We start from the raw sequence: 25,674 nt of genomic DNA, 5'->3' as shown, positions 1-25,674 counted from the left end.
TGCAGGAAGCCGTCGCCGCCAAGCGTCACGTTGCGGGTGCAGCCTCCACAACCTCGGTGGGTGCCGTTGCCTTGTCCGGTTCCGGGACCATGAATTTTGGCAGCAACACCTGAACAATCGGCCCGATGGCCAGCGCGTACACCACGGTGCCGACGCCCACGGACCCACCCAGCACCCAGCCGACAGCCAGGACGGCAACTTCGATTCCGGTCCGGACCAGGCGGACTGACCATCCAGTGCGTCGGACCAGGCCCGTCATCAGGCCGTCGCGGGCACCGGGTCCAAGGCGGGCCCCGATGTAGCAAGCCGACGCAATTCCGTTAAGGATCACGGCACCGGCGAGCATGGCTACTTGACCGCCCAGGTGCGAGAACTCAGGAATGAGCCACAACCCCAAGTCGGCGAACAGGCCCACGAGCACTGCATTCGCCAAGGTTCCGATGCCGGGCATTTGCCGTAGCGGGATCCAGAGGAGGAGGACCAGGAAGCTGACGGCAATGACCACGACGCCGATGCTGAAGCCGGTCTTCCCGGACACACCTTGGTGGAACACGTCCCAGGGGTCCAAGCCAAGCCCGGCACGGATGAACATGGCCAGGGAGATGCCGTACATCGCCAGGCCGATCAGGAGTTGGGTGATTCTGCGGGTCATCATGAATCCATGGTCGCGGAAAACTGGCCTTGTATTCCATAGCCAGTTTGGGATACTGGTCTTATGTCCGGCTCACTGAATCCCACCGCACTTGTCCGTCTTCTGGGCTCGTGGAACTCCGGCGCCCTGCCCGCTTACCGCGAGCTGGCCGACGTCGTACGTTTGCTGGTGATGGACGGGCGTATCCCGCTGGACGTTGCACTGCCAAGCGAACGGGCGCTGGCACAGACGCTCGCCCTCAGCCGCACCACAGTCACGGCGGCGTACACGAGCCTGCGCGAGCAGGGCTTCCTCACCGCCGGCCAAGGCAGCCGCGGCAGGACCAGCATCCCCCACCGGAGCGTTCCGGTCAGCGCACCCGGCCTTGCCGTGCCGGACGGGCTCCTGGATCTGGCATATGCGTCGCTGCCCGCAGCTGGCGAGGTGGTGCACCGGGCTTTCGCCGATGCCCTCACCGAGTTGCCCGCGCTCCTTCCCGGTTTTGGGTACGACGCCGTTGGGGTCCCAGCGTTGCGGGAAGCCATCGCGGACAAGTACACCGCGGAGGGAGTGCCCACTACGGCCGATCAGATCCTTGTAACGTCCGGCGCCCAGCACGCGCTCAACATCGTGCTCCGGACGCTGGCTGGGAAACAGGACAAGGTCCTTGTGGAACACCCGACGTATCCCAATGCGCTGGACGCGATCAGGGCAGCTGGCTGCCGCCCGCTGCCGGTGGCGTTGCCGGCAATCCCGTCCAGCACCTCGCCCGCGTGGGACATCGACGCCATGGTTGCCACCATGAACCAGCAGCGGCCGGCAATGGCCTACCTTGTGCCTGATTTCCACAACCCCACCGGGCGCATCATGTCCGAGCTGCAGCGGCGGCGTTTGGTGCGCGCTGCTGTTGCGTCCGGGACTGTGTTGGTGGTGGACGAGACACTGAGGGGCTTGAACCTCGACGGCGTCCGCACCCGGCCGATGTCGGCCTTCAGTCCCAGCGTGGTGTCCATCGGTTCGCTGAGCAAATCGCACTGGGCCGGGCTCCGGACCGGGTGGATCCGGGCAGACGAGGCCATGATCACGCGATTCGTGGCAGCTCGGACGGTCATGGACCTGGGTGGACCAGTCGTGGAGCAGTTGGCGGCTGCGCGGCTGGTGCAGTGTTTCTCCGAGCCGCTCGACGCCCGGTTGGAGGAGCTGCGCCACAACCGGGAATCACTCCTGTCCCTGCTGGGCGAGCACTTACCGGAATGGGAAGTGGAGCGACCCCAGGGTGGGCTCACAGCCTGGTGTCGCTTGCCGAGTCCTTGCAGCACTGCGCTGACCGTCCTGGCGCCGGACTTCGGGCTGCGTTTGGCCGCCGGCCCGCGTTTTGGGGTGGGCGGTGCTTTCGAACATTACCTGCGCCTGCCCTACACCTTGGCTCCCGCGCAACTGGAGCAGGCAGTCCGTTCGCTCCGCGCCGCCCAGGACAAACTCGACGCCTCACCCCAACTGCGCCGGACCCTCAAGTCCACCCGGCCGGCCGCCGTCGCGGTCGCCTGACGCCGGCTGGGAACGGACCGATCTGCTACATATGGGGTTGGGAGGCAGCCTGCCGGGATGCCGCGGAGGACCCCATGCGCTGCTTCGCCGTGTTGCTGCCGGGGCCGACGGGGACATGGGAGGTCGCCTTGGCAAGCCCGAAGAGTGGCATCCCGTTGTAGACCACTTCAATGCCCGACGCCGGCACCTGGTACGTCTCGTGCCACACGCCAACATCTCCGCCGCCGGCAATTTCCTTCATGAATTTCCGCCAGGGAGCCAGATGCGGCGAATCCCTGTCAGCCGCAAAACGCCGCAAGTGCTCGGGACTTTCCCAGTAACTGAGCAGGATGGTGGTCCGCCCAAACCACTGTTCGCTGCCTAGCAGCCCGGCCTCGGGATTCGTGGCGAGGTGCCGCATCATCGCCGGCATTGCAGATGCCACGCGCCCAACCTTGCCTGCTTTCCACCACCGGTTGGCCCGCATTCCGATGAGGAACACGGTCACTGTTTCGCGCCCGATGTCCGCTGTGAAGCGACCCGGGAAGATCTCCTGCGCCATGGGAATCCTTCGATTGTGGAACCGCTAAGTTCCGGGTTTCTGGTTTCATAACGACGTTATGAAACAATGTTATGAAACACTTGGGGGTATGGCAAGACCCATCGTTCATGATCAGCTCGTCCAGAAACGGCTCTTGGCGGTGACCGCTGAGCTCGTCGACCGGGAGGGCCCGGCCCGCGTCACTCTCCGCGATGTTGCAGCCGCCGCGGACACGTCCACCACGGCGATCTACTCCCTCTTTGGCGGAAAAGCGCAGCTGCTGACCGCCGCCGTCGACGACGGTTTTCGCTCCTTTGGCGAGTCCCAGAGAGAAGCCGCCCACGGCGGCTTGCTGGAGCTGGGCCACGCGTATCGTGCCTGGGCCTTGGAACATCCGGCACTCTATCGGCTGATGTTCGGCGGTGCTCTGGCCGCGTATGTTGACTGCAGCCCGACGCCGGAAGTCGCCTCGGATTCAATGCTCCCGTTGATGGAGGCGGTAGTCGCCGCACAAACCGCGGGGAGGATCCGCCCCGACGATCCCTCGACCATCGCGATGGGCATCTGGGGCCAGGTTCACGGCCTCGTCAGCCTGGAGCTCGCCCAAATGAATGCCCCGGAAACGGACTGGCCAGGAATCTACGAGGCCGCGCTTGAAGCAGTGGCCCGCGCCTGGGCGCCCTGGAGACCCCAGTAGGGGGCAGCACGTGTTCCAATAGGACGCTTGCTGCCCCCCGCTTGGGGCGGTGGGTAACCCTCTACGCGTAGACCTTTTCCAGGAACGCACCCCAGGCCTTGGCCGTGAGCTCGGTATCGCCAGAGCCACCGAAGTCATGGACCGTCATGCCCACCGGAGCGCCGAAGACGTTCCGGCCGAAGAAGCGGTACAAGGCGTCGGAGGTCCTGAGGCCAAGGAAGTTCTCGTTGGCGAAGTCCACCTCGCCGCTCAGCCGCCCGACGCCGTCGACGTCCAGTTCAATAGCCGTGCCGGCCGTAAGGCCATCCACGCCCAAGGCCTCCTTCAGCTGAACGAAGCCCACGGGAGTCTGCGACGAAGCGGGACCCTGGATGTCCGTGAACACTACGGGTCGGCCGTCAAAGTACTGAAGGTATTGGCCGAGCGTGTGCAGGTAGAACTCAGTGTGCTTGCTGGCGCCGTCGTACTGCTCGTCCCAGTTATCAGCAAAGATCCCACTGTGGACGTAGTGGAGCTTGGCGCGGCCACCATCGACCGGCTCAAGGACGTGTTCCAGCTGGTTGAACCAGCCATCCGGGCCGTCCATCCGTGACACCAGATGCGTCGGGTATTCCTCCACGGTTTTCACATCCGGCCACTGATCGGTGGGGAACATCCATGCCGAGGTGTCCGCAGTAACGGCCTGCCACACCCGTTCAGGAGTGCCCGGCAGTTCGGTGTCCGCCACGATTTCGAATTTCCGGTTTTCAGTCATTGCCTTGGTCCTTTTCTGATATTTGTTCCGCTGAGGGAGCTGGTTCCGTTGCTGGCGTCTTGAGTGTGGGATGAAGTACGACGACGAGCCGGTGCTTGCGCGCGCCGCTCGCCACCGCGGCAGCACCGCCGTCGTGGTACTTGTCCACGAGCCGCGTCACGGCCACGCCAAGTTCTTCAGCGAACGCGGCGCGTTCCGCGGCTGAGCGGAAGGTGATCTCGCCGTCGATCGCGAAACTCGCCAGCTTCTTCTTCGCGGCGGCCGCTCCCGAAATGAGTTTGCCCATCTCCTGGACCGTCCGGGAGGCGAGGGCGAGGAGCCAGAAGGCCGAGAAACGGTCGGCGAAACGCCGCGGATCCGGTGCCACGGAGGCCAGGGCGACAGGCGAGATCAGGTACGAGGCCGCCGTCGCACGCAGCACACGCTCGGTGACATTGCCTTTCCGCCGCTCCTCAACCAGTTCCACAAGCCCGTGACGCTCAAGTGATTTGAGGTGGTAGTTGACCTTCTGGCGAGGCAGGCCCACCTTGGCGGCGAGTTGCGTGGCTGACGCCGGTTCGGCGAGTTCCTGGAGGATGCGGGTGCGGATCGGGTCAAGCGACGCTTCCGCCGCTGCCGGGTCCTCGATCACTTCGATGTCCAACATGCTTCAAGTATGCTCACCGACAACTTTTCTTGTCAAGAACTTTTTAATCGTCGGTTCCTCCTGCCGTTGTGAGGCCTGTTCTGCGCGCTCCAGCGCTCCCCAGAGACGCAGAGCGGGCCCCGCAACGCAACAACAGTAGAATTGTTCGGTGATGCAATCCCCCCTTCCCGTGCGCGACGGCGTGAACGCTACCCGTCTGCGCCTCCCGGACGAGGGGCCGTGGGACACCGCAATGGACTACATGATGCACCGTTGGGGTCATATAGACCCCCAAGGCATCGAGGACCGCTTCGACGCCGGCGAAATCGTGGGCGAGGGCGGCGTACCGCTGGACCGGAGCACCAAGCTCGAGGACCACACGTTCATTTGGTACTACCGCACCCTCCCACCGGAGACGCGCCTGCCCGTGGACATCAACATCCTGCATCAGGACGAGAACATCCTGGTTGTGGACAAACCGCACTTCCTGCCCACTACACCCGGTGGGACGTACATCCAGGAATCCGCGCTCGTCAGGCTCAGGAACCTGCTGGACCTCCCGGACCTCATCCCCATGCACCGCCTCGACCGCATGACCGCCGGCATCCTGCTGCTCTCCACCAACCCGGAAACGCGTGGCAAATACCAGGTCCTCTTCGAGAAGCGCCAGGTCCAGAAGGAGTACGAGTGCGTGTCCGCCGCGACGCCCGCCGCGGGCTATCCCGCCGTCGAGTTCCCCGCAGTGGTCCGCAACCGCATGACCAAGTCCCGGAGTTACCTGTTGGCCGAGGTCATCGACGGTGAACCGAACGCGGAAACGCGCATCGAGCAGATCAAAACTTTCGACGCCGGGACGCACCAGCGCGCGCTGTACCGCCTTGAACCGCACACCGGCAAGACCCACCAGCTCCGTGTCCACATGGCGTCCTTGGGCCTCGGAATCGTCAACGATGCCTTCTATCCGGACCTCCTGGACAAGGCGCCGGACGATTACAGCAAGCCCCTCCAACTGTTGGCCCGCGGCATCACTTTCGTGGACCCCATCAGCAAGCAGCGCGTAGAATACCGCAGCCAATTGGAGCTGAGCCAGGCCCACTCCTGAGCGCGTTCCACTGCGCGTTCCCGGATGCCGTTCCATCCGGTCCGGCGCAGGTCTACCATGATTCTGCTGGGTAGCATCCGGGAGCGTCCGATGGATAATTTCGTTGAGTTGCCGGGCGATAAGACCGCGTCGGCCTTCGCCTACTCTGCCGCTGCGGTGGGCGTGGCGGGCGTCCTAACGCTGGGCGCAATGTACGCCGTGGAGGTCCCCAAGGGCGGACCCTTCGTGTTCGGGGCCATCAACGACGCCACTGGTGCGGTGTTCAACGTGTTGGTCATTCCGGTGATCCTCCAAGTCCACAAACGCCTTCCGAAGACTGCATGGACCGAGCCGCTGAAATGGATAACGGTGGCCGCCTGTGCAGCCGGAGCCACGAGTTCGGCCCTGCTGGTGTTCAAGGTCCTGGCCTTTGAGCCATCGACGATCGTGTCCGTCGCTGCGATCACCGCCCAAGCAGTGTGGTTCCTGGCGGCCCACAACACGCTTCTGGGTGTTGAAGGCTACCCGCGCGGACTCGCGAAGCTCGGCAGGTTCATTGGCGGTGCGCTGGTTGTCGGGTTGCCTCTTGCGGGTGTGGGATTCCTTATTCCCGGCCCTGAATGGCTCCGTTATACGGTCATGGGCGCAGGCTTCGTCGCTGGGGCTTCATCGTGGGCCGCCTGGCCCTACTGGTATTTCAAAGCGGGCAGGTTCCTTGGCCACAAGCGCCCCGTTGAAGTTCCTGGCGCCGTCACGCCCGAGGCAGCCTGAAGGGTTACGACTCAAACACAGTCCGGAAGACCGCCGTCGTATCTTCGGAGAACAGCACGAACTCAACCACCTCGAGCGGGCTGTCCGACGCCGCACCTCCTGAACCCGACGACGAAAACGAGCCGACGGTGTCGAACGCTACCTCGGCAACCTGACGTGCGTCCCAGCCGTAGACCCCGGCACTGATGGCGGGAAACGCGATGGACCGGGCACCCAGCGATGCTGCCGCACGCAGGCTTTCACGGAAACAGGACGCCAGCAGTGCCGGGTCGGTCTGGCCCGCATGCCGGTTGGGACCAACAGTGTGGATGACCCATCGTGCAGGGAGGCGGAATCCAGGGGTTGCGACGGCGGCGCCCACCGGCAGCCCGCCCCGCAGCTCCGCGCGGCGCAACTCGCGGCAGGCTTCGAGAAGTTCCGGCCCCGCGGCTCTGTGGATGGCTCCGTCCACTCCCCCGCCCCCGAGCAAGGACGAGTTGGCGGCGTTGACGATCGCGTCAACGCCGCGTGTGGTGATGTCGCCTTGAATGATGTCGATCCGCATGGCGACAGTCTCCGCCGGAGCGGCTGCGGCGGCAAGTGCGGTACCTTGTGCCAATGGACTTCATCGCCCCTGAGACGTGGGGATCCGCAATCTACCTGTGGATCGTACCCATCGTGCTGGGCGATGCCATCTTCCCGCCCATCCCCTCCGAAATGGTGGTCATCACCGGCGGCGCGTTGGCAGCCGACGGTCACGCCAACTTCTGGCTGATCCTGCTCCTCGCCGCCTTTGCGTCCTGGCTGGGCGACATGCTGGTTTTCCTCTTGTTCAAGCGGCGCCTTAGCCACGTGCTGGACCGATGGTCGTGGGGCCGAAGGGTCCACCGCGCCATCCACGAAGCCATCGCACGGGCCGGCCGTTCCTCGACGTACGGCGCCATTATCGGCGCACGCTTCATCCCTGGGGGCAGGCTCGCGACGTCGTCCGCCGCCGGAATCGCCAATGTATCGGCACGTGGATTCAGCCTTTGCGCCGGCTTGGGCGCCGTCTTGTGGGCCGTGTGGCAAGTCGGTTTGGGCTACTTCACGGGTTCGGCCACCAAACTGCCGTTCTGGGCCAGCTCGCTGATCGGCGTGGGCGTCGGTTTGGTCATTGGTGTGGTGGTTGGGTTGATCGTGACGCGGCGCCGAGGAAGCCGCTCCCCTGTTGACGAACCGTACGACGCCGACCGGCCTGGCGAGGCAGGCTAGCTGGGCGAAGCAGGCTAGACGGGCGAGTCAGGCTAGACGGGCGCCCAGCGTCCGCGGCTTCGGCGCAACACGTAAAGGCTCCCGGTCAGCGCAACGCGTTCGACGGCGTCGCGCATCATTGCGGCCGACGTCCGGGCCTCGTTGTTCTCGCCAACGTAGTCCCGGGCATCCACCAGGAAACGCAAGCTGATCTGCGGGACTCCGCCGACGATGTCCAGCTGGTTTGACTCCACATGGTGACGGGTTTCCAAAGCTTCGAGCGCAGCCGCCATCACAGCTTCCGGCGGGTTGCCTGGTTTGAGGCCAGTGATCTTCAACTTGGTCTGGAACGATGGCATCCCACAACCCTAACCCTGTCCCACATCCCAACCCATTTCGGGAAACCCTCTCCCACGCCCCAACCCATTTCGGGAAACCCTCTCCCACATCCCGCTTAAGCAAGAACGCTCTTCCACCGAGGGGGAAGAGCGTTCCGCATTTGAAGCCGAGGCTAGCCGGTGTTGCGGAGGCCGGCGGCAACACCATTGACGGTGATGAGCATGGCCCGCTGGAGGCGTTCATCGATTTCCGAGCCGGAGACTGATTCCTCGCGTACTCGCCGCAGCAGCTCAACTTGCAGATAGCTGATGGGGTCGAGGTACTGGTCGCGGATCTCCAAGGAACGCTTCAGCGTGGGCTGCGCATCCAAGAGCTCGAGCTCACCGGTGAGTCGCTCCACCTCTGCCACGGTGAGTTCGTACTCATCGCGGATCATGTGGAACAAGCGGTGCAGTTCCGTAGGAACCAACGACGAAACGTAGTGCCCGGCGATTTCCATGTCCGTCTTGGCGAGCGTCATTTCGACGTTGGAAATCACGGAACGGAAGAAGTGCCAGCGGTCCATCATTTCCAGCAGTTGGTCCGTGTCACCGGCCTCGCGGGCAGCCTTCAGACCGGACCCCACACCGAACCATCCGGGCACGATCTGGCGCGACTGAGTCCAGCCAAAGACCCACGGGATGGCGCGCAGGCCGCCAAGGCCCGCGCCGGAATCAGGACGCTTTGACGGGCGCGAGCCGATGTTGAGGGAACCAAGCTGTTCCACGGGGGTGGAGGCCAGGAAGTAAGCCGGCAGCTCGGGGTCGTCGATCAGCGTGCGGTACTGCGCGAACGCGGCATCGGAAATGGTTTCCATGACGCCGGCATAGCGCTCGCGCTCATCCTCCGAGGTGCGCGGGGTCCGGTGCAGGGCCGAGCCCTGCATGACGGCGGCCAGAGACAACTCCAGGTTTTCGCGGGCAAGCTCCGGTAAGGAGTACTTGTCCGAGATGACCTCACCCTGCTCGGTGAACTTGATTTCGCCTTCGAGCACGCCGTTCGGCTGGGCCATGATGGCATCGTACGTGGGCCCGCCACCACGACCAACAGAGCCGCCGCGGCCGTGGAACAAGCGCACGCGAACACCATGCTTGGCGGCAACGTCGCGCAGCTTGCGCTGGGTCTTGTGGATCTCCCACTGGCTGGTCATCACTCCGGATTCCTTGTTGGAATCGGAGTAGCCGAGCATGATTTCCTGAACGTCCCCGCGCAGGCGGACAAGCTCCCGGTAGGAAGGATCGGACAACAACAAGTCAACGATCTCGGCCGAAGCCCGCAGCTCTTCCACGGTTTCCAGCAGGGGCGCGAACCCGATCTTGGCATGCGGCTTGGCGCCGAACAGGTCGATCAGGCCGGCTTCGCGGGCCAGAACTGCTGCCGCCAGGACGTCGTCGGCACCACGGGTCATCGAAATGATGTAGGTCTCTACAACGTCCGGGCCGTAGGTGTGAAGGGCCTGACGGATGCTGCGGAAGACATCGTAGGTGCCATCCGCGGTACCCTCGAGCCTGATCGGGTGCCCGGACAGCGGCCTGCGGGATGCCAGCTCGGCACCCAGGAACGCGAACCGCTCTTCCCGGCTGAGCGAGCCGTAAGGCTTGTCGGCACCGAGGCGATCCACGAGTTGCCCGACGGCGTCGTGGTGGTAGTCGGCATGCTCACGAATATCCAGGGTTGCCAGGTGGAGGCCAAACGCAGCAATTGCGCGCCGAACGCGGGCCAAGGCGCCGTCGGCCGCAAGACCAGCGGAGTGATTGCGAAGTGAGGCTTCAAGCAAGCCGAACTCTGCCAGCAACTCGGACGTGGCTGCGTAGTCGCGGCCAGGCTGGTGATAAGTCGACGCAGAAATACGCCGACCGGTGTTGATCAGCTTGGCTTTGATACAGGTCAGCTTGAGTCGGTAAGGCTCTTGGGCGTTGAGTTCAAGGATGCGTTTGTCCAGGCCAGGGAGGTTCTTGAGGTCCTCGGTGATCGAGGCCAAGAGTTCCTGATCAGCTCCGAACAGTGCCGTGGAGTTGGAAAGGATGGAAATCAGTTCGTCGATCAGGGCGATGCTGATGCGGACGGCATTCTGGTTCTGCAACTGCAGGATTTCACGAGTGACAGCGGCGGTGACGTTGGGGTTACCGTCGCGGTCGCCACCGATCCAGGAACCGAATCGGATAGGCGAATTGCTCTCAGGGAGGACGACTCCGTGTTCGGCGAGGAGTTCAGACAAGTCCGTCAGCATTTCCGGCATGGCGTCGGTCAGGATGCTGTTCAGGTAATAGATGGCATTGCGGGCCTCGTCGACGGGCGTGGGGCGCACCTGGCGAAGTTCATCCGTCTGCCACATCTGGTCGATGATCTCGGAAAGTTGGCGGTCTTGGCGACGACGGGCCGACGTCCCCTCTGCCGTGGACTGAGCAAGGACGTCGGAGAGTTTTCGGATCTTGTCGAGCACGGAACGCCGTGAAGCTTCCGTGGGGTGGGCCGTGAAAATGGGCCGGACATCGAGTTCGTTAACGACGTCTTGGAGGACCTGTGGACCTGCCTGTCCAGCGATTTCGGAGACGGCCTTGGCCAGCCATCCGTCCTTTTCCTGCCGGGTCCGGAGCCCGCGGACGCGGTGCACCTGCTCCGCCGCGTTGCTGAGGTGGAAATAGAAAGCGAAAGCGCGGACCAGGTCGGTCGCCTGGTCCAGCGGCAGGGAGGCGAGCAATTCGCGGACCTGTGCAACGACGTCGTGCGCGCTCCAAGGACCGGTAGCGTCGGCACCGCCACGCGCGGCTTCTTTGGATTCCTTGGTCAGCAGGCGCACCTGCTCCACGAGTGCCAGCAGTTCGGGACCGTGCTGGCGGACCAGCGATTCGCCGAGCAGAGTAGAAACGCGGCGCACGTCAGCGCGCAATTCCGCGGCGAGATCGGTGTCTTGATGGGCAGTGTGAACCATGAATACATACCTTCGGGATCTGGTTTTGGCCCGTACACTGCGCTGGATACTGTGAGCCGGATTACTAGTGTTTCCTACGGGATCTTACCCGCACCCGACTCCCCCGCGGGAATGCGTCTCAGATTTTGTCGTCGTCGGACGCCGGCTGTCCTGGGCCCGCCATCCCGCTGGGAGGCAGCCACATCTTGCCGTCGTAAGGGTCACCGCCCAAGGAACCGGGACCTGCCGACAACCTCTCGTGGCGCTGCTGCCGTATCTCCTCCAAAGCTGCGGCCGCCTCCTGCCTGGTGGGCGCGCCCGTGGCCGGTTCGATCATGGACAGGACGCTCCCCAATGTGCCGGTAGCCCCCTTGTGGGAAACGCCGTGCTGCACTAGACGCGTCCCTGCCCAGATGGACCCCGCAATGAGTGCGAAGCTGACAACTACGGCCACTACAGTCTCGATCCCCATGGGCCTAGGCTACGCCGTGAGACCAGACCGGGACAGCATGCGATTTCCCGGCCCGCGCCTTGCACAGAGCGTCCCAATGCCGGTCATCCATGAGGCTGGCTGGCGTCACATCCATCTCCGCCCAGACGCCAAAAGGTTCGACGGCGGAACGCACCTAACGCACGATGTCCGCCATGGCTTCGCCACGCCGCCAGCCGATGCGCGCGTGAGATGGGTGTTAAAGTCGCGCCGATGTTCGCGGTGGAACCGGACCCTGTAACCGGCAGTGTAGACACGCCGGGTGAGCTCGAGGTCCTCGCCCAGCTTGACCTCATGGAAACCGCCAACCTGCTGAATCACGTCCCTGCGGAATGCGGAAATATTTCCGGAAACGATGGGCAGGCAAAGCACAGGTGACAGGGCCCTGTGTACCAGGCTCGTCCCTGCATGGCTGAGGACAGCGAGCATCATGTTCTGAAGGCGATTCAGGTTGAACGGCCGATCACCGCCGTATACCGCTCCAACCTTTGGATGATCGAAACCGTCAAGCAAATGCATCAGGGTGTCCGGCGCAATGATCCCATCGGCGTCGACAAAGACCAGAATGTCACCGTGGGCTGCGGCAATGCCATAGTTCAAGGCAGCCACCTTCCCGGCGTTGGCCTGGGAAAGGAACCGGACCCGGTCATACTGTTGCGCCAGGCCATTCATGATGCCGGCCGTCGAATCGGTGGATCCGTCGTCCACAAGAATCACCTCCAGTCTCAGGTAACGGCTCGCGAGGATCGACTCCACACAGCTGGTGATGACCACCGCCTGGTTGTAGGCGGGGACGATAACCGATACCAAGGGTCGCTGGTTGAGCACGGAATGACGATGCTTGGAGGAGGTGGGCCGGTGGAGACGATTGACGTGCAAAGCCAAAGGAACGTAGGCAGTCTTGATCATGCCGACGCTGAGAATCACCAGGCCGCCAACCTGGACAAATGCCAAGGCCAGATCCAGAAACGTCACAAGACCCCACCGAGCATTCGTGCTGGAACATGGCGAAGCAGGACGCGTTCCAGAAGCTCTGGTGCGTGGGCGCTGTTCGCGCCAAACCTGGCGTTGATCTGCAGCACTACAGGCCTTCCATCCGGCATTCGCCGGATGTCCATGTCGATTGGTCCTGTCAGTCCCAAGGCAACCACGGCTTCCCTGGCCAAGTAGGCTACGTCGGCGGCCTCTGCCGATTCCAGTCTCTTGACAGAGACAGCCTCGTGTCCTTGTTTGAGCCCGGTTTTCTCCAGAACCACCACAAGGTCCTTTTCCTCAGGCCCCGCAGCGGAGCGGAAAACCATCGACGAATACTCCGTTCCGGGCGCGAAGCTTTGCACAATCCAGGAATTGTCCAGGGACGACCATATGAGGTCGGTGGGCTGGCCACCGGGAGCGTTGCATTCCAGTATTTGGACCCCGCGTCCACCGTGCGAAACCCGGGGCTTGACCACCAGCGATCCGCCAAGCACGTTCATTGCTTCGTCGAGCGAACCGAAATCTCCAGGTAAGCCGAACCCGGGCACGGCAACTCCGGCTTTGGCAAGACACTTCATGGTGAGGTGCTTGTCATTCGCCATGCGAACGGGGGCGGAATCGGCCATGACGACTTCGACGCCCGGAGCGAAGCCATCCCTGGCCTGAGATACCAGCACAAGCTCATCGCTGACAGTGGGCACCAGGAGTTCGATTCCATAACTGCCTACGAGCCCTCGGAGTTCCCATAGATAACCGGGGGAACTTGAGGGCGACACTACTGCCACCACATCCGCTGCAGAAGCCTGTACCTGTTGCATATCGACACCCAGAACCCAGTGGCCCTGATCCATCAATTGACGCGCCAAGGAACGTCCGGCCGGCCCTCCGACGCCCGTTACCAGTACCCGCACCATTAGAACTCCCCTACAGCCGAGCCGAGCAATCGAATCTGCTCAAAGCCCACTCGACACGAGGTCTTCACCTGTGAGCCCCCAAAAGCCGCGAGACTGCGGACCCTCTCGGCGCTCATGTACGCCTGCCCTCTTGGTTGCGGTGCATATTTCCCTCAAATTGCATGGATAGTGCGCGACTCCCGTCCCTTTGGGAACCGCCGTTGAAATAGTGGCGGAACCAGGAGCTTCGTGACGCTGTCCGTGCTGCGAAATCATGGTCAGTAGTTGTAAACAAACTCGCCCGGGGCAAGCCCGGTTCCACTCAGGGAGTATGTAAGAACGCCGTCGCTTTGACCTTTGGACGCCGTGACTACACGAAAATGCAGATCGCCTCGCTGTACCGAGTCCGTGAAACAGGTGGCGACGTTCCGGTCCGCCAACGAACACGACCATCCCTCCGGAGCAACGAGTGAACCTTCCTCGATCCGCGCATTCTTTCGCACGGAAAACACTGCTTTACCAGGGCCAAGCGGATGCGAACCGCTGACTGAAAAGTCCACCTGCACAGCTGTGGTGTTGGATCGTTCCCCCGTGTCTTCCGCGGAAGCCGTCACCGCGCCAAGAGGGTCCTTGGACGGCGTCATGGCCGGAGACGACGGGACCGGTGAAGAAGGGGTCTCCGGGCCCGGTTGTGCCGATATCCCGACAGGCGGTTCCGCAACCTCCTGCGCCGATATCTCGACAGGCGGTTCCGGAACCACCACCGGCGGTGCGGGCTCAACCGGAACCGAGGAAGCAGGAACCGGAGAGCTCGGCGTCTCTGCAGCTGGAGCTGGCAGGAACGGGACTGCAGTGGGTGACTGTTGGGAAGAACTTGTCACCACGGTGGGCTCCTCCATGTAGGCATCCGGTCTCAGGTGGTCAACGATTCCCACGGTGCCCAGCACGAGTCCAAGTCCCGCGGTTGCGATCATGGCCATTACGGCGGGTTGTGCAATGGCGGGGACCACAATGGCAGCTTTGACTGGCACCAGCCCTCCCAAAGCGCCCAGCCCTGCGCCCTGTCCGACCCACGCCGCGAGGGGAATTCCAGTGATCAGCGGGAGGAGCGCAGCTCTCATACTCCCCTGAATGTCCTTGAGCTCGGACAGGGCACGTGTGCATTTCGAGCACCCGGTCAGGTGTTCCCGCACCTTGCGTTCAGAAGCACTGGAGAGTCCCCCTCGAATGAAGTTGCCTAGCTTTGAGACGTATCCGGCGCAATCATTGCTCGGTTCTTCGGCGACATGGGCTTGTAAGTACTGCCTCCTCAAGCCTTCCCGGGCACGCAGTGCCAGGGCCGAGACGGCGTTGGCCGTCAGCCCCAGCATAGGGGCCACAGCAGCAGGCTTCATTCCTTCGACATCCAGATACCAGAGCACGGCCTGCCACCGTTCCGGAAGGGAGCGAAACGCCTTTGCCACGGTGTGCGATTCGAAGGCCTTCACTGCTGCATCAGGTTCGGCCAGCGAGCTGTCCAGGACGGAGTCGTCACCAATAGGCAGCGTCTTGCCCGCCTTCCGGTTCCGATGATGCGAAAGGCGGGTGATGGTGGACAACAAATATGCCCGGAAGAAGTTGTCCGGCCCTTTTCCGGCAACGAGGTTTTGCAGCACGGCGTGAAAGGCCTCGGCCACAATATCCTCGGCGTCGCTTGGGTTGTCTACGTTTCGTCGGGCCACAGTGTGGGCGATTGGCAGATGACGCTCGTACAACATGTCGAAAGCAGACATGTCTCCGCCACGCACCAGCTTGATAAGTTGTCCGTCGCTCTCAACACCGGTGTTTTGACTGCTTCCTGTACTTGTCCTGGACGCCATTAAGGCATCCCCACAACGTTTGAAATCGTGCCCATATATACGTAGTGGGCTCGTGTCGCAAGTCATGACGCGAATTTGTACAAAGTCTTTAGCAACAGGGAACTCGCTACCACTTCGTCATGAATCCGGCCTCGGGTGCACTAATGGCATATGACATCGTTCCGGACAAAATCCATCGCCGAATGTACATTTTCGCGACACCTTTTGATGCGCAGGTGGCAGACGACCAGTTATCAAAGGGGTTGGCGCTTCCGGGCCGATTGGTTCCTTCCCGAAGTCCGGACAGTGGTGACTTCCCTCGCGACGAGGGCCACGGTTCCGGCTCCTACCGCCAAATCCCTTGGCGCCGCCCGAGCCCGGAACGGCGTCAGCATCAGTGAAACCATGACGGACTTCCGGGCCCTCTTCGCCGCAGCAGACCAAAGACTGGACATAGATGCGCTCCAGTCGCTTGCTGAAGGCTGGGCCGAGGGGGCCGAATCAGCACCTCCCATTTCCTGCACTGATGTCTACACGGGGTTGGCTACACGGTCCTATTTCCAGCGTCGCGTCCACGAACTGTCTGTTTTTGGGCCGGAGTGCTCCCGCCCTCACGCCCTTGCCATCATTTCGCTGCCCACACCCGGCGAAAGCCGCAGCCATTGCTGGACCCTGCTGGCGCGGCTGGGTGAAGTTGTGGAACACCACCTCAAAGGGACCGGAGCGTCGGCGATGTTCCAGGACACCGCTCTCCACGTGCTGTTCGCTGTGACGGAGCGCAACCTTGCGCGACTTATGGAGTGCCAACGGGCCATTGAATGCCTGAATGAAGGAACTCCGGGTCAATCACGCATCAAGTTTTACCCGCTGCCGGCTGCGCCTTCCGGAGCAGTGCCACAGGATTCAGTCCCGGAAGCTTCGTGAGGAAAGTTGGCGGGCACCGTCACGAACCTCGCGGGCGGGACACACATAAGTGGACGAAAAACGCCTACGGATTCGAAGGACCCATCCAGCATATGAATAAGCAGATCTATCTAAAGCCCGCCTCACTGGTGGCCGCGCTATTGGCTGTCGTCATGACTGCCATGGGACTGGCTTGGTCGGCATTGCCCGCCAACGCTGCCGTTATCCCGGACGCAGTGGTCACCCTCAGCACGGACTCAGTGGTCACCGAACAATGGGACCAAGTGGATCTGACGTGTGAGTGGTCCGTTCCGGACAATTCACAACCGGGCGATACCTTCAACCTTCAGCTCCCAGCCGAGCTTCGCTGGTTTGGTGCCGCGTCGTTTGACCTGGACAACTCCGACGGCGAAACAGTCGCCACCGCTTTAGCGGAAGACGACGGCAGCGTGGTCTTCACGCTGACCGACTTTGTGGCCACGCATCCCCTCAACGTGGGCGGGACCTGCAGTTTCAGCACTCGGTATGCTGTGGCGCCAGGCACCGGCGAAACAACCGATCTGTCCTTCACTGTGGGATCCACTGTGGTCCGCGTACCGGTGGAGGTCGAGGGTCCGTGCACCTCGGATTGCGATCCGGGCGTCCCGACCTCAGCTGGCAAATCAATGTGGTGGGCCAACGCTGCCCAGACTGAACTTGAGGCACTCTTTTACATGCCTCCCATGCCTTCGGACACTAACGATGTAGTGGTCACCGATACTCCGGCGGCCGGAATGGAAATCGACTGCGACCGGATCACGCCCCGCGTGGGCATGATTGCCAGCAGCGCCGGAAACATCATTGAGCCCATGGAAAACGAGAAATACCCGGCCACAGTGGACTGCACTAAGGAGGAAGTCACGGTTCGCTGGACCGGCTTGCCCAAGGGCGAACGTGTTGAGCTGTTCGTCATCACCATAGTGACGGACAAGGACCTGAACGCCTACAGCAACAACGGAACTGTCACCATTGCAGGCCAGGAGACACCCGTCGGTGCCGAGACAAAGCGAACGAGCGGTGGCGGTACTGGCGAAGGAACGGCCACCCCCACACCCACGCCGACACCGACGCCCACGCCCACGCCCACGCCGACACCGAGCCCCAGCACGACTTCAGCAACCCCCACAGCCACGCCGACACCGAGCCCCAGCACGACTTCAGCAACCGCCACAGCCACGCCGAGCCCCAGCACAACCAGCCCTGTCATTGGGGCAGTTGAGGAGCCTGCCCATCCAGCAGACGGCTCCAAGCCGCTGGCCAGCACGGGTGCCCCAGGACCGGCCTTCATCTATATGGCTGCAGCGCTCCTGGCCATAGGATCGTTGCTCGCCTTCGTCGGCGCCCGACGCTCTGCCAGGCGGCAGCACTAGTCCGCATCTGTGGGTCCATCCACCTCGGCTCGCGCTGGCATGCATCGGGGGCCAGCGCGAGCCGAACCATCGAGGCAGTTTCGGGAATGATGACCACGGGTGCATGGTTGTGGGAAGTGCAAGAGACGGCCAACCGAGGAGACCCATGAGCTCGCCCACCACCTCATTAGACGCGCAACTCGCCCGTTGGGAGCGCTTCCGTGCAGGACGGAACGCAGCTTTGGCCACGGAACACGGCTGGCTGACCCTCACGTCGTTCCAATGGCTCGAGTCGCAACCGGCAAGTGTGGATCTCGCTCCAGGGCTTTGGTCAACCGACGGCAAGGCAGCCACCGTCACAGCGAGCGTCGAGGACGGCCTCACCTTCGTCGAGACCGGGGAACCCTTGGTGGGGTCTGCCACGGCTATCCTTCAGGACGAAGAGTCGCTGATGTGGGTTCAATTCGGCGGCAATGACGGCGCGCAGGTCGTGGTGGAACTCGCCATGCGGGCCGACAAATACGCTATCCGCACGCGAGATGACGGATCACCGGTCCTGACGGAATTCGACGGGGTGCCCACGTACGAATACAACCCCGATTGGGTCATTGAAGGTCGCTACGAGGCCTACCCGGAGCCAGTCGATGTACCCATCGGAACTGCCAATCCCTTGGTGGACGGAGTTCACCGGTCCGTGGGGGAAGTCGTGTTCCGTGTGCCAGGGATCCCGCATGAGATCCGGCTGCATGCCGAAGAGGAGAAGCTCGGCGCGCTCAACGTCACGTTCCATGATGAAACCAACGGCAAGACCACGGACGAGTGGCGCAAGGTGTTCATCCCGCGCCCACGCCCTGACGGTTCCGTAGTGATCGACTTCAACCGGGCCATCAACTACCCCAGCGCCTTCACTCCTTACGGCACGTGCCCCATGCCCGTCCGAGGGAACTCCATCGACGTCAGCGTGGAGGCCGGAGAAAAGATCCCGCAAAGCTGATCGGCGGCGGAGCGCCCCAGCCTCAGACGATCGCGGACACCCCTGTCACCGCACGCCCCACGATCAACGAGTTGATTTCGTACGAGCCTTCGTACGTGTAGATTGCCTCAGCGTCGGCAAAGATCTTCGCCATTCGATAGTCGGTGACGATGCCATTGCCACCCAGGATGCCTCGACCCAGTGCCACGGTTTCGCGCATCCTGGCGCTGCAGTAGGCCTTGGCGAGCGCCACTTGCGCCATGTCAGCGCCGCCATGCCGGGCGCCCTGAGCATCCGTGAAGATCCCCTCTTGGAGCTGCGCGATCCGCACCATCATGCCCATGCTGGCCACCGCGTTGCCGAGCATGTCCACCAAGTGTTGTTGGATGAGCTGGAATTTGGCGAGCGGCTTTCCGAACTGCATGCGCTCGACGGCGTACTGCCGGGCGACGTCGAAGGCGGCCAGTTGCTGCCCTACGGCTTGCCAGGCAACCATAATTCGTGAGCCCCGCAGGAGATGGTTGGTGTCGGCGAAGCTGTTGATGCCGGCAAAGCGATCTGCCTCGGCCACCTCAACATCCTTGAAGACGATGTCGGCGTTCTGAACGGTACGAAGGGCAATCTTGTGCTCGATCCTGCTCCGTGAGACACCAGGGAGAGCAGCGTCAACGATGAATCCACGCACCGACCCGTCGGCCTCATCCTTGGCCCACACGAGCATGTAGTCGCAGAACGTCCCGTTGCCAATCCAGCGTTTGGCGCCGTTGATCACCCAGTAGTCCCCGCCGTCGGACTCTGCCCTGGCGACCCGCCGCGCAGAAGTTTCCATACCGCCGGCGACGTCGGAGCCGTGCTCCGGCTCGGTGAGCGCGAACGACCCCGTCGTCCGAAGGTTTGACGCGTCGTCGAGATAGCGGTCCTGCTGTGCGTCGGAACCGAAGTCGTACAGCGATTCAACGAAGAGATCGTGGTGAACCATGAAGAAAGTGGCGATCGAAGTGTCCACACGCGTCATTTCGGCGATCACCAGGCCGGCGAACAGGTGTGTGTAACCACGCTGCGCCGGCGCGCTGAGCCGGAGTGCGGCGAGCTTGGGCAGGATGTGGTCCGGGAATTCGGCCTTCTCCCACCACTGCCCCGCATAAGGCGCGATCTCTGTCGCGAGGAAGGCCCGCAGTTCATTGAGCTTTCGTTGTTCCTGCACACTCAACAGCGACTCGAAGTCGAAGAAATCGGCGTTCGGAAGATCTGCCACTGAGGAACGTGTTGCGCGCCCCGAACCAGCGCTGTCCAGGACCGAAGAACCAGAAGCATCCGGACCAGCCGAATCAAGGGAACCGGCAGCGGGAGCCTCCGAAGCTGCGCTGCCGTTGTAGTCGCCCATCATTTGAGTCCCATGCGGATGGCGCCGTCGAGGCGGATGGTCTCTCCGTTGAGCATGGCGTTTTCGACGATGTGTGCGGCCAAATTGGCGTATTCTGCAGCGCGGCCGAGTCGCGCGGGGTGTGGGACCTGCTGGCCTAGTGAATCCTGGGCTGCCTGGGGAAGGCCCGCCATCATGGGTGTCTCAAAGATGCCGGGAGCGATGGTGGCGACCCTGATCAGCGAGCGCGCAAACTCACGTGCCAACGGGAGCGTCATGGCAGCCACCGCACCCTTCGAGGCAGCATAGGCAGGCTGGCCGATCTGGCCTTCAAAGGCCGCAACGGACGCTGTATTGATGATGACTCCGCGCTCGGGACCGCCCAAGTCAGTGGACACCGGTTCGCTTTCCACCATGGCCGCGGCGGCAAGGCGGATCACGTTGAAGGTTCCCACGAGGTTGATCTGGATGACTTTGTTGAAGTTCTCCAGCGGCAAGATGCCGTCGCGGCCGAGGACCTTGCCGGGAGTGGCCACCCCGGCGCAGTTGACCACGATGCGGAGCGTGCCCAAGGAAGCCGCGGCGTCGACGGCGGCCTGCACCTGGGCCTCGTTGGTGACATCTGCGGGGACGAAGACGGCGCGGGGACCGGAATCGGCGCCGCCCGACTCCACGCCCGGCGCACTCGCGTTCAATTCTGCTGCGAAGGCCTCCCCGGCCGACTGTGGAAGATCCACCAGCACCACTGATGCTCCGCCGTCGAACAGGCGCTTTGCGGTAGCGGCGCCCAACCCTGATGCTCCGCCGGTAACCAGCGCAACCGTGCCCTTGATGTCCATCCATCCTCCTTGATGCAGACTCAAATCCGTTAATGCATGTTAACTGGAATTGTGAGCCGGCGCACCCTCGGTAGGCTGGGCCCATGCCAGCCGAAACCTTCGACACCTCCCCTGCCGACCAGTCGCTTCCCATCGCTGACACAACGGAGTGGGCGGCACGCGCCAACCAAGCCGCCCGCTCGGTGACGCGCACCTTCGGCCGCAGGCTATGGTTCATCCCCGGCACACATATCGGCGCGGTCAGCGTTCCGTCAACAGTCAGACAACGAGTCCTCGGCCCTTGGCATTACTGGTGGCAGGCCCACTATGTGGACTGCCTGGTGGATGCCGGTCGCCGTGAATTGACTACGAAAGTGAAGTTCGACGGCGACGCCCGCCCGAGTGCCGGACGTCTGGCATCGCGACTGGTCACCACCATCCGGCTCAGGAACGTCCTGAGATTCGTGAACCATTACTACGACGACATGGCTTGGCTCGCTCTCTCCACGCTCCGACTCGAAAGGCTGGCGGAGGAAACCCGGAAACCTGGCCGCCGACGCAACGCCTATGTCCGCAAGAGCCTGACACTGCAATTCGATTCGGCCTCCACGGAGGACCTGGGCGGCGGAACGTTCTGGAGCACCGCCAGGGACTTCAAGAACACCCCGGCCACGGCGCCGGTGGCCCTCTATTTCGCCAGGACAGGTCGCCGGGAGCGAGCGCAGGCATTGGTGAGCTGGCTCAACGCCAAGCTGTTTGACGATGCCCGTGGGCTGTACCTGGACGGGCTCCGCATTCGGAATGGCGAGACCATCTTGGAGGACGCGGTGTACACCTACAACCAGGGGCCCGTCCTCGGCGCACTCTTGGAGTTGGGTGGGCAGGAGAACTTGGACCGGGCTGCGCGCCTGGTTGAGGCCGTTGCGCGGGAGCTGACCGTCCCCGGCACGCGTATTATCCACGGCGACGGCACGGGCGACGGCGGACTCTTCACCGGGATCCTCGTCCGGTATCTGGCTGTCGCAGCACGGGACGATCGACTTCCTGAAGCCAGCCGCAGAACAGCACAGGCTCTGGTGCAGGACACAGCAGAGGCGTTGTGGCAGGGTCGTCACCAAGCGGGCCCTGGAACCACCGGCGAAACGCGAACCACCGGCGAACCACCAAAAGAAGTCCCACGCCTCATCTTCTCGCCCGACCCCCTGCGACCGGCCAGCGAGACGTATCCGCCAGGGACCGCCGTCGAACTTTCCACCCAACTGCAAGCCTGGATGACCTTCGAGGCGGCAGCGACACTGACGCCCGCCCAACCCAAGTAGGTAGCAGTTAAGCGCGTTTTGAGCGCTCAAAACGCGCTTAAATGCGACCTACTTGGGCTCGGAGGCCGGGCGTTTCTTCTGCGGGTAGGGGGCCTCGTGCTTGGCCAGCATCTCGACGAATCCGGCGATTTTCCGAGCCCGGGTATCGGCCCTCTTCACCAGATTCGTGCGGTGGATGAGGGCGAAACGGTTTTGTGAGGTCAGGACATCGAACATTGCCTGCGCCTCGGGAACGGCCTCTATGGCCGCGGCAAGGTCGTCCGGGACCACCGAATCTGCCGGGCCCGCATAGGCAGCTTCCCATCGACCGTCGGCTTTGGCGGCCTCGACGGCGGCACGTCCAGCGTCGGTCATCTTGCCTTCGGCTTCGAGCCGCGCAATGTGCCCCACGTTCCGAACGGACCAGATGCTGCGGCGGCCGCGCGGGGTCATGCGTTGGAAGTAGCTCTCGGCGTCGCGGCTCTTGGACTGACCATCGATCCAGCCAAAGCACAGTGCCTCGTCCAGGGCGGCGTCGTAATCCAGTTCGGTGACGTTGCCGCCCTTCTTGTGGAGGATCAGCCAGACGCCCGGGCTCTCGGCGGCGTGCGCCGAAAGCCAGGAACGCCACTCGGCACCGTCTCGGACAAGAAGTTCTTCAAGCTCAATGGGCATGGCTTCATTCTGCGTGAACAAGGCCTGACATGGACCCGGCCACGCGGAATAGGCTGGAGCACAAACGCAAAGCCCAGGAGGACCAATGTTGCGAGCCCGCCCCATCCATTTCACCTCTCGCCCGGAGCAGTGGACTGCGCTGCTGACGACCTTGGGCCTGGTGAACACGGTCAATGACGGCGATTGGTTGGAGTTCGACGCCGGTTCCGGTCGCCTGGCGCTGCACCGCGTGGAACACACACCGGCGCCCGGATCACCCGAGGACGGCACCACCATTTTCGGCGTCGAAGTCGGAATCCTGGACGAGTTCGCCCGGCGTACGCGGGAAGACGGCACCAACGCCGAGGTCATCGACGCCTCCCATGGAACCACTGTCCAAGTCTCAGCAAAGGATGGCTTCCAGTTCCTGGCAGACCAGTCGCAGAAAGCGGAAGACGGCACGTGGGCTACCTCAAGCCGAGCCGACCAGGCACTCGCGGTGGTCGCAACGTGGGTGAGTCCCGACGTCGATGGTTCCTCGCAGGAGCTCCGGAACATCGGTGCCCGGCCGCGGACGTCGAACGACGAATCGGCCACGTTCAGCACGAAAAACGGCGGAGTTTTGCGGATTATCCACGGAGCCGATGCCACCAACGGGGATCTGGCGTTTGAGTACGACGGCGGGCTGGAACGTTTACTGGATCGCCTCAAGGCCGTGGAAATCGAGGCACGCATTGAGGATGGCATCCTGTATGTGGCCAATCCGGATGCCGCGAGCGGAGCAGCGCCGGCGTCGATCCTGGTGGAGAAATCTCCGGCCTCGACGGCGTGAAAATCCCGGGAAACAATTCCTGCGGAGAACGTTGATTTGGTGACCGGCCGAGCCTACTATCAACGTGTCTGGGATAGGTAAAGGCAACATGTTTGCGCGCCCTGACCCACGCCGGGACGAGCTTCCCGGTGAGTATGGCCGGGCTTGAAGATTGACCCGTTGTTTGCTTGGCAGGCACTACAAACACCGCCGCCTTTCACAGGCCGCTGCGCAACGTCGCTGTTCGCGGGAAACCGTCCAACGGCGCCGTCACCCAAGGTCTCAGGGTGACTCGATATCCACACGCCAGTCCTCTGGATTGGCACAGCGGGGGGATTGTCACGGCACCGGATAACCCCGTCCGGGCCGAACGGTTTCACTAGAAATCAGGCACCCCAATGAGAAACAAGAAACTTACCTCGATTGGCGCAGCCGCAGCCTGTCTGGCTTTAGTCCTCTCAGCAACAGCTGCCCAAGCCAACCTCACCGGAAGCCCCTTTGACGCGGCCGACGGAAACCTGGTCCTCAACGACGAAACACAGGATTGGGCCACGGCCCCCATCAGTTGCGTTGCTCCTATCTCCGGATGTGGAATCGACCTGGACACCGGCCAGAATGACAATTCGTTCGGCCAAGGCACCAAGGAAGACACAGAAGTCCCGACTGTGGTCACAGGTTCCATCCCGAACAACAAGAGCGATCTGCTCCGCTTCTACGCCTACTTGAAGACCGAATCCAACGGCAAGGACTACGCCTACTTGGCTTGGGAGCGCGTTCAGGAGCCTACGGGCACCACCAACATGGACTTCGAGTTCAACAAGAGCACCGCGGTTTCGGCCAATGGTGTGACTCCGGTCCGGACCGCTGGTGACGTCCTGATCAAGTACGACCTCTCGCAGGGCGGCACAAATCCGACACTGGGCTTCCACCGGTGGGTCGCCACTGGACCCAAGTCCTTGTGCGACTCCGCAAACAGCACTCCGTGCTGGGGTCCCGTACAGCCCTTGACCGGCAACTTCGAGGGATCCATCAACGATCCTGCCAACAACCCACCGTCCGGTACGGTAGTTGACCCGATCGCCCCGAATGCACCCCGCAACCTGTCTGCCCGCACCTTCGGCGAGGCCGCCATCAACCTGACCGATGCCGGCATCATCCCGGCCGGTTCATGCGAAACCTTCAGCGGAGCCTACCTGAAGAGCCGGTCCTCCGACTCCTTCACTGCGGCTTTGAAGGACTTCATTGCACCTGTGCCGCTGAACTTCAGCAAGTGCGGTTCCATCAAGATCCATAAGGTCACCGTGGGCGGCGACGGAACGTTCGGCTACACCACCACTGGTGGGCTGACGCCGTCGACCTTCAACCTGAGCAACGGCGGAACCCGTGACTACGGCACCTCGGTACAGCCGGGAACGTACAGCGTCACCGAGAGCACACTGCCCTCGGGCTGGACTCTTACGGACCTGAGTTGCACGGTATCCGGAACGGGTACATCCGCGACTCCGAGCGGGGCCACAGTCGACATCGTCCTCGGATTCCAAGGCACCGTTGATTGCACGTACACGAACACTGCGAAGGGAACCATCAACGTCCACAAGCGGGACGATGGAACAGGCAGCGGAGCATCCCTGGCTGGTGCCGTCTTCACGTTGTACAACAACGTGGCACCGCTTGAAACGCGTGGCGCTGAAGACACCACAACAGGCCTCACCTGCACCACGAATGCCAGCGGCGATTGCTCGTTCACGGACATTCTTGCTGGCGAGTACTGGGTGGTTGAGACTACGACACCCGCAGGCTACGACACTGCAGCGGATCAACGGGCAACGGTTGGGGCTGGCGGTACGGTCAGCCTGACCTTCACGGATCCCCGTGATTTCAAGATCATCGTGCTTGTCTGCAAGTCCGCAGACAACTCGCTGTATCCGAGCACAGTGACGGTCGACGGCGTCGACCTCACCTCACTGGGTACAGCCCCGGCAGGCTTCACCGCTGCACAGCTGTGCGGCCTCGGCGGTGCTGCCTACGATGATAAGAAGTTCGGAGACCACCCGGCGAACGTAGCCATTCCGCAGTAACGGAAGCGGATATCGCGGCCGATCCATGGCCACCGTTCACCTACACCAGGAAGCACCCCCGTCA

Annotated in this window: 25 protein-coding genes; 11 read left to right on the top strand and 14 right to left on the bottom strand. The window is 62.7% G+C overall.

Annotated elements, in window-relative coordinates:
* Positions 1-25: 25 nt before the first annotated feature.
* Complete coding sequence (locus ACIQC5_RS16615) at positions 26-655, bottom strand: YitT family protein (RefSeq protein ID WP_400284658.1); 630 nt, start codon at positions 653-655, stop codon at positions 26-28.
* A 60-nt stretch (positions 656-715) separates the two neighbouring features.
* Here ACIQC5_RS16615 and ACIQC5_RS16610 point away from each other — a divergent pair, with 60 nt between their 5' ends.
* Positions 716-2,179 (top strand): PLP-dependent aminotransferase family protein, encoded by a 1,464-nt coding sequence (locus tag ACIQC5_RS16610; protein WP_400284655.1) that lies wholly within the window; start codon positions 716-718, stop codon positions 2,177-2,179.
* Between the two features lie 25 nt (positions 2,180-2,204).
* Here the strand turns inward: ACIQC5_RS16610 and ACIQC5_RS16605 are convergent, their stop codons facing one another.
* Positions 2,205-2,720, bottom strand: coding sequence for a DUF4188 domain-containing protein (locus ACIQC5_RS16605; protein ID WP_400284653.1), 516 nt, complete (start codon positions 2,718-2,720; stop codon positions 2,205-2,207).
* Positions 2,721-2,808: 88 nt separating this feature from the next.
* Here ACIQC5_RS16605 and ACIQC5_RS16600 point away from each other — a divergent pair, with 88 nt between their 5' ends.
* Complete coding sequence (locus ACIQC5_RS16600) at positions 2,809-3,396, top strand: TetR-like C-terminal domain-containing protein (protein WP_400284650.1); 588 nt, start codon at positions 2,809-2,811, stop codon at positions 3,394-3,396.
* 61 nt (positions 3,397-3,457) lie between these two features.
* Here the strand turns inward: ACIQC5_RS16600 and ACIQC5_RS16595 are convergent, their stop codons facing one another.
* Both ACIQC5_RS16595 and ACIQC5_RS16590 read right to left on the bottom strand, forming a co-directional pair.
* The gene (locus ACIQC5_RS16595; protein WP_400284648.1) at positions 3,458-4,150 is read right to left on the bottom strand and encodes an SRPBCC domain-containing protein; all 693 of its coding nucleotides are present in this window, start codon (positions 4,148-4,150) and stop codon (positions 3,458-3,460) included.
* The gene (locus ACIQC5_RS16590; protein ID WP_400284645.1) at positions 4,143-4,796 is read right to left on the bottom strand and encodes an ArsR/SmtB family transcription factor; all 654 of its coding nucleotides are present in this window, start codon (positions 4,794-4,796) and stop codon (positions 4,143-4,145) included. The genes ACIQC5_RS16595 and ACIQC5_RS16590 overlap by 8 nt, the downstream gene beginning before the upstream one ends.
* Before the next feature lie 151 nt (positions 4,797-4,947).
* Here ACIQC5_RS16590 and ACIQC5_RS16585 point away from each other — a divergent pair, with 151 nt between their 5' ends.
* Positions 4,948-5,877 carry an RluA family pseudouridine synthase gene (locus ACIQC5_RS16585; protein ID WP_400284964.1) on the top strand — a complete coding sequence of 310 codons (930 nt, stop codon included), beginning with the start codon at positions 4,948-4,950 and terminating at the stop codon, positions 5,875-5,877.
* 90 nt (positions 5,878-5,967) lie between these two features.
* A complete protein-coding gene (locus ACIQC5_RS16580; protein WP_400284643.1) occupies positions 5,968-6,627 on the top strand; it encodes a hypothetical protein in 660 nt (219 codons plus the stop codon).
* A 4-nt stretch (positions 6,628-6,631) separates the two neighbouring features.
* Here ACIQC5_RS16580 and ACIQC5_RS16575 read toward each other — a convergent pair whose 3' ends face one another.
* Complete coding sequence (locus ACIQC5_RS16575; protein ID WP_400284962.1) at positions 6,632-7,171, bottom strand: O-acetyl-ADP-ribose deacetylase; 540 nt, start codon at positions 7,169-7,171, stop codon at positions 6,632-6,634.
* Positions 7,172-7,224: 53 nt separating this feature from the next.
* Between ACIQC5_RS16575 and ACIQC5_RS16570 the strand changes: the two genes are divergently transcribed.
* Positions 7,225-7,860, top strand: a complete 636-nt coding sequence (locus ACIQC5_RS16570; protein ID WP_400284641.1) for a DedA family protein — start codon at positions 7,225-7,227, stop codon at positions 7,858-7,860.
* 32 nt (positions 7,861-7,892) lie between these two features.
* On the opposite strand, the gene ACIQC5_RS16565 is transcribed toward ACIQC5_RS16570, so the two are convergent.
* The 6 genes from ACIQC5_RS16565 to ACIQC5_RS16540 form a co-directional block, all read right to left on the bottom strand.
* Positions 7,893-8,198: a hypothetical protein gene (locus ACIQC5_RS16565; protein ID WP_400284638.1), complete on the bottom strand. Its 306-nt coding sequence runs from the start codon at positions 8,196-8,198 to the stop codon at positions 7,893-7,895.
* Between the two features lie 152 nt (positions 8,199-8,350).
* Complete coding sequence (ppc, locus tag ACIQC5_RS16560) at positions 8,351-11,149, bottom strand: phosphoenolpyruvate carboxylase (protein ID WP_400284636.1); 2,799 nt, start codon at positions 11,147-11,149, stop codon at positions 8,351-8,353.
* A gap of 118 nt (positions 11,150-11,267) precedes the next feature.
* Positions 11,268-11,600: a hypothetical protein gene (locus ACIQC5_RS16555; protein ID WP_400284633.1), complete on the bottom strand. Its 333-nt coding sequence runs from the start codon at positions 11,598-11,600 to the stop codon at positions 11,268-11,270.
* Positions 11,601-11,705: 105 nt separating this feature from the next.
* Positions 11,706-12,593 carry a glycosyltransferase family 2 protein gene (locus tag ACIQC5_RS16550; RefSeq protein ID WP_400284631.1) on the bottom strand — a complete coding sequence of 296 codons (888 nt, stop codon included), beginning with the start codon at positions 12,591-12,593 and terminating at the stop codon, positions 11,706-11,708.
* Positions 12,590-13,507 (bottom strand): ATP-grasp domain-containing protein, encoded by a 918-nt coding sequence (locus ACIQC5_RS16545; RefSeq protein WP_400284628.1) that lies wholly within the window; start codon positions 13,505-13,507, stop codon positions 12,590-12,592. Before ACIQC5_RS16545 ends, ACIQC5_RS16550 begins: the two co-directional genes overlap by 4 nt.
* 257 nt (positions 13,508-13,764) lie before the next feature.
* Positions 13,765-15,258 (bottom strand): sigma-70 family RNA polymerase sigma factor, encoded by a 1,494-nt coding sequence (locus tag ACIQC5_RS16540; RefSeq protein ID WP_400284625.1) that lies wholly within the window; start codon positions 15,256-15,258, stop codon positions 13,765-13,767.
* Between the two features lie 372 nt (positions 15,259-15,630).
* Between ACIQC5_RS16540 and ACIQC5_RS16535 the strand changes: the two genes are divergently transcribed.
* The 3 genes from ACIQC5_RS16535 to ACIQC5_RS16525 all read left to right on the top strand — a co-directional run bounded on the left by ACIQC5_RS16535 (position 15,631) and on the right by ACIQC5_RS16525 (position 18,609).
* Entirely contained in the window at positions 15,631-16,248 is a 618-nt protein-coding gene (locus tag ACIQC5_RS16535; RefSeq protein ID WP_400284622.1) for a hypothetical protein, read from the top strand.
* 92 nt (positions 16,249-16,340) lie between these two features.
* Complete coding sequence (locus tag ACIQC5_RS16530) at positions 16,341-17,636, top strand: Ig-like domain-containing protein (protein WP_400284619.1); 1,296 nt, start codon at positions 16,341-16,343, stop codon at positions 17,634-17,636.
* Between the two features lie 145 nt (positions 17,637-17,781).
* Positions 17,782-18,609 (top strand): DUF1684 domain-containing protein, encoded by an 828-nt coding sequence (locus tag ACIQC5_RS16525; protein WP_400284616.1) that lies wholly within the window; start codon positions 17,782-17,784, stop codon positions 18,607-18,609.
* Between the two features lie 22 nt (positions 18,610-18,631).
* Here the strand turns inward: ACIQC5_RS16525 and ACIQC5_RS16520 are convergent, their stop codons facing one another.
* Positions 18,632-19,975, bottom strand: a complete 1,344-nt coding sequence (locus tag ACIQC5_RS16520; RefSeq protein WP_400284614.1) for an acyl-CoA dehydrogenase family protein — start codon at positions 19,973-19,975, stop codon at positions 18,632-18,634.
* On the bottom strand, positions 19,972-20,790 hold the full coding sequence (locus tag ACIQC5_RS16515) for an SDR family NAD(P)-dependent oxidoreductase (protein ID WP_400284612.1): 819 nt from the start codon (positions 20,788-20,790) through the stop codon (positions 19,972-19,974). Before ACIQC5_RS16515 ends, ACIQC5_RS16520 begins: the two co-directional genes overlap by 4 nt.
* A gap of 83 nt (positions 20,791-20,873) precedes the next feature.
* Between ACIQC5_RS16515 and ACIQC5_RS16510 the strand changes: the two genes are divergently transcribed.
* A complete protein-coding gene (locus tag ACIQC5_RS16510; protein WP_400284609.1) occupies positions 20,874-22,088 on the top strand; it encodes a glycoside hydrolase family 76 protein in 1,215 nt (404 codons plus the stop codon).
* 48 nt (positions 22,089-22,136) lie between these two features.
* On the opposite strand, the gene ACIQC5_RS16505 is transcribed toward ACIQC5_RS16510, so the two are convergent.
* Positions 22,137-22,742 (bottom strand): YdeI family protein, encoded by a 606-nt coding sequence (locus ACIQC5_RS16505; RefSeq protein WP_400284607.1) that lies wholly within the window; start codon positions 22,740-22,742, stop codon positions 22,137-22,139.
* Between the two features lie 85 nt (positions 22,743-22,827).
* Here ACIQC5_RS16505 and ACIQC5_RS16500 point away from each other — a divergent pair, with 85 nt between their 5' ends.
* Positions 22,828-23,553: a hypothetical protein gene (locus ACIQC5_RS16500; protein ID WP_400284604.1), complete on the top strand. Its 726-nt coding sequence runs from the start codon at positions 22,828-22,830 to the stop codon at positions 23,551-23,553.
* A 377-nt stretch (positions 23,554-23,930) separates the two neighbouring features.
* On the top strand, positions 23,931-25,610 hold the full coding sequence (locus tag ACIQC5_RS16495; RefSeq protein WP_400284601.1) for a collagen binding domain-containing protein: 1,680 nt from the start codon (positions 23,931-23,933) through the stop codon (positions 25,608-25,610).
* The last annotated feature ends 64 nt before the right edge of the window (positions 25,611-25,674 follow it).

It is taken from the genome of Paenarthrobacter sp. NPDC092416, assembly GCF_044755025.1.
In the GTDB taxonomy this organism is placed as follows: domain Bacteria; phylum Actinomycetota; class Actinomycetes; order Actinomycetales; family Micrococcaceae; genus Arthrobacter.
The sequence above is the reverse complement of the archived record's forward strand: the minus strand, read 5'-3'. Positions and strand labels throughout refer to the sequence as shown.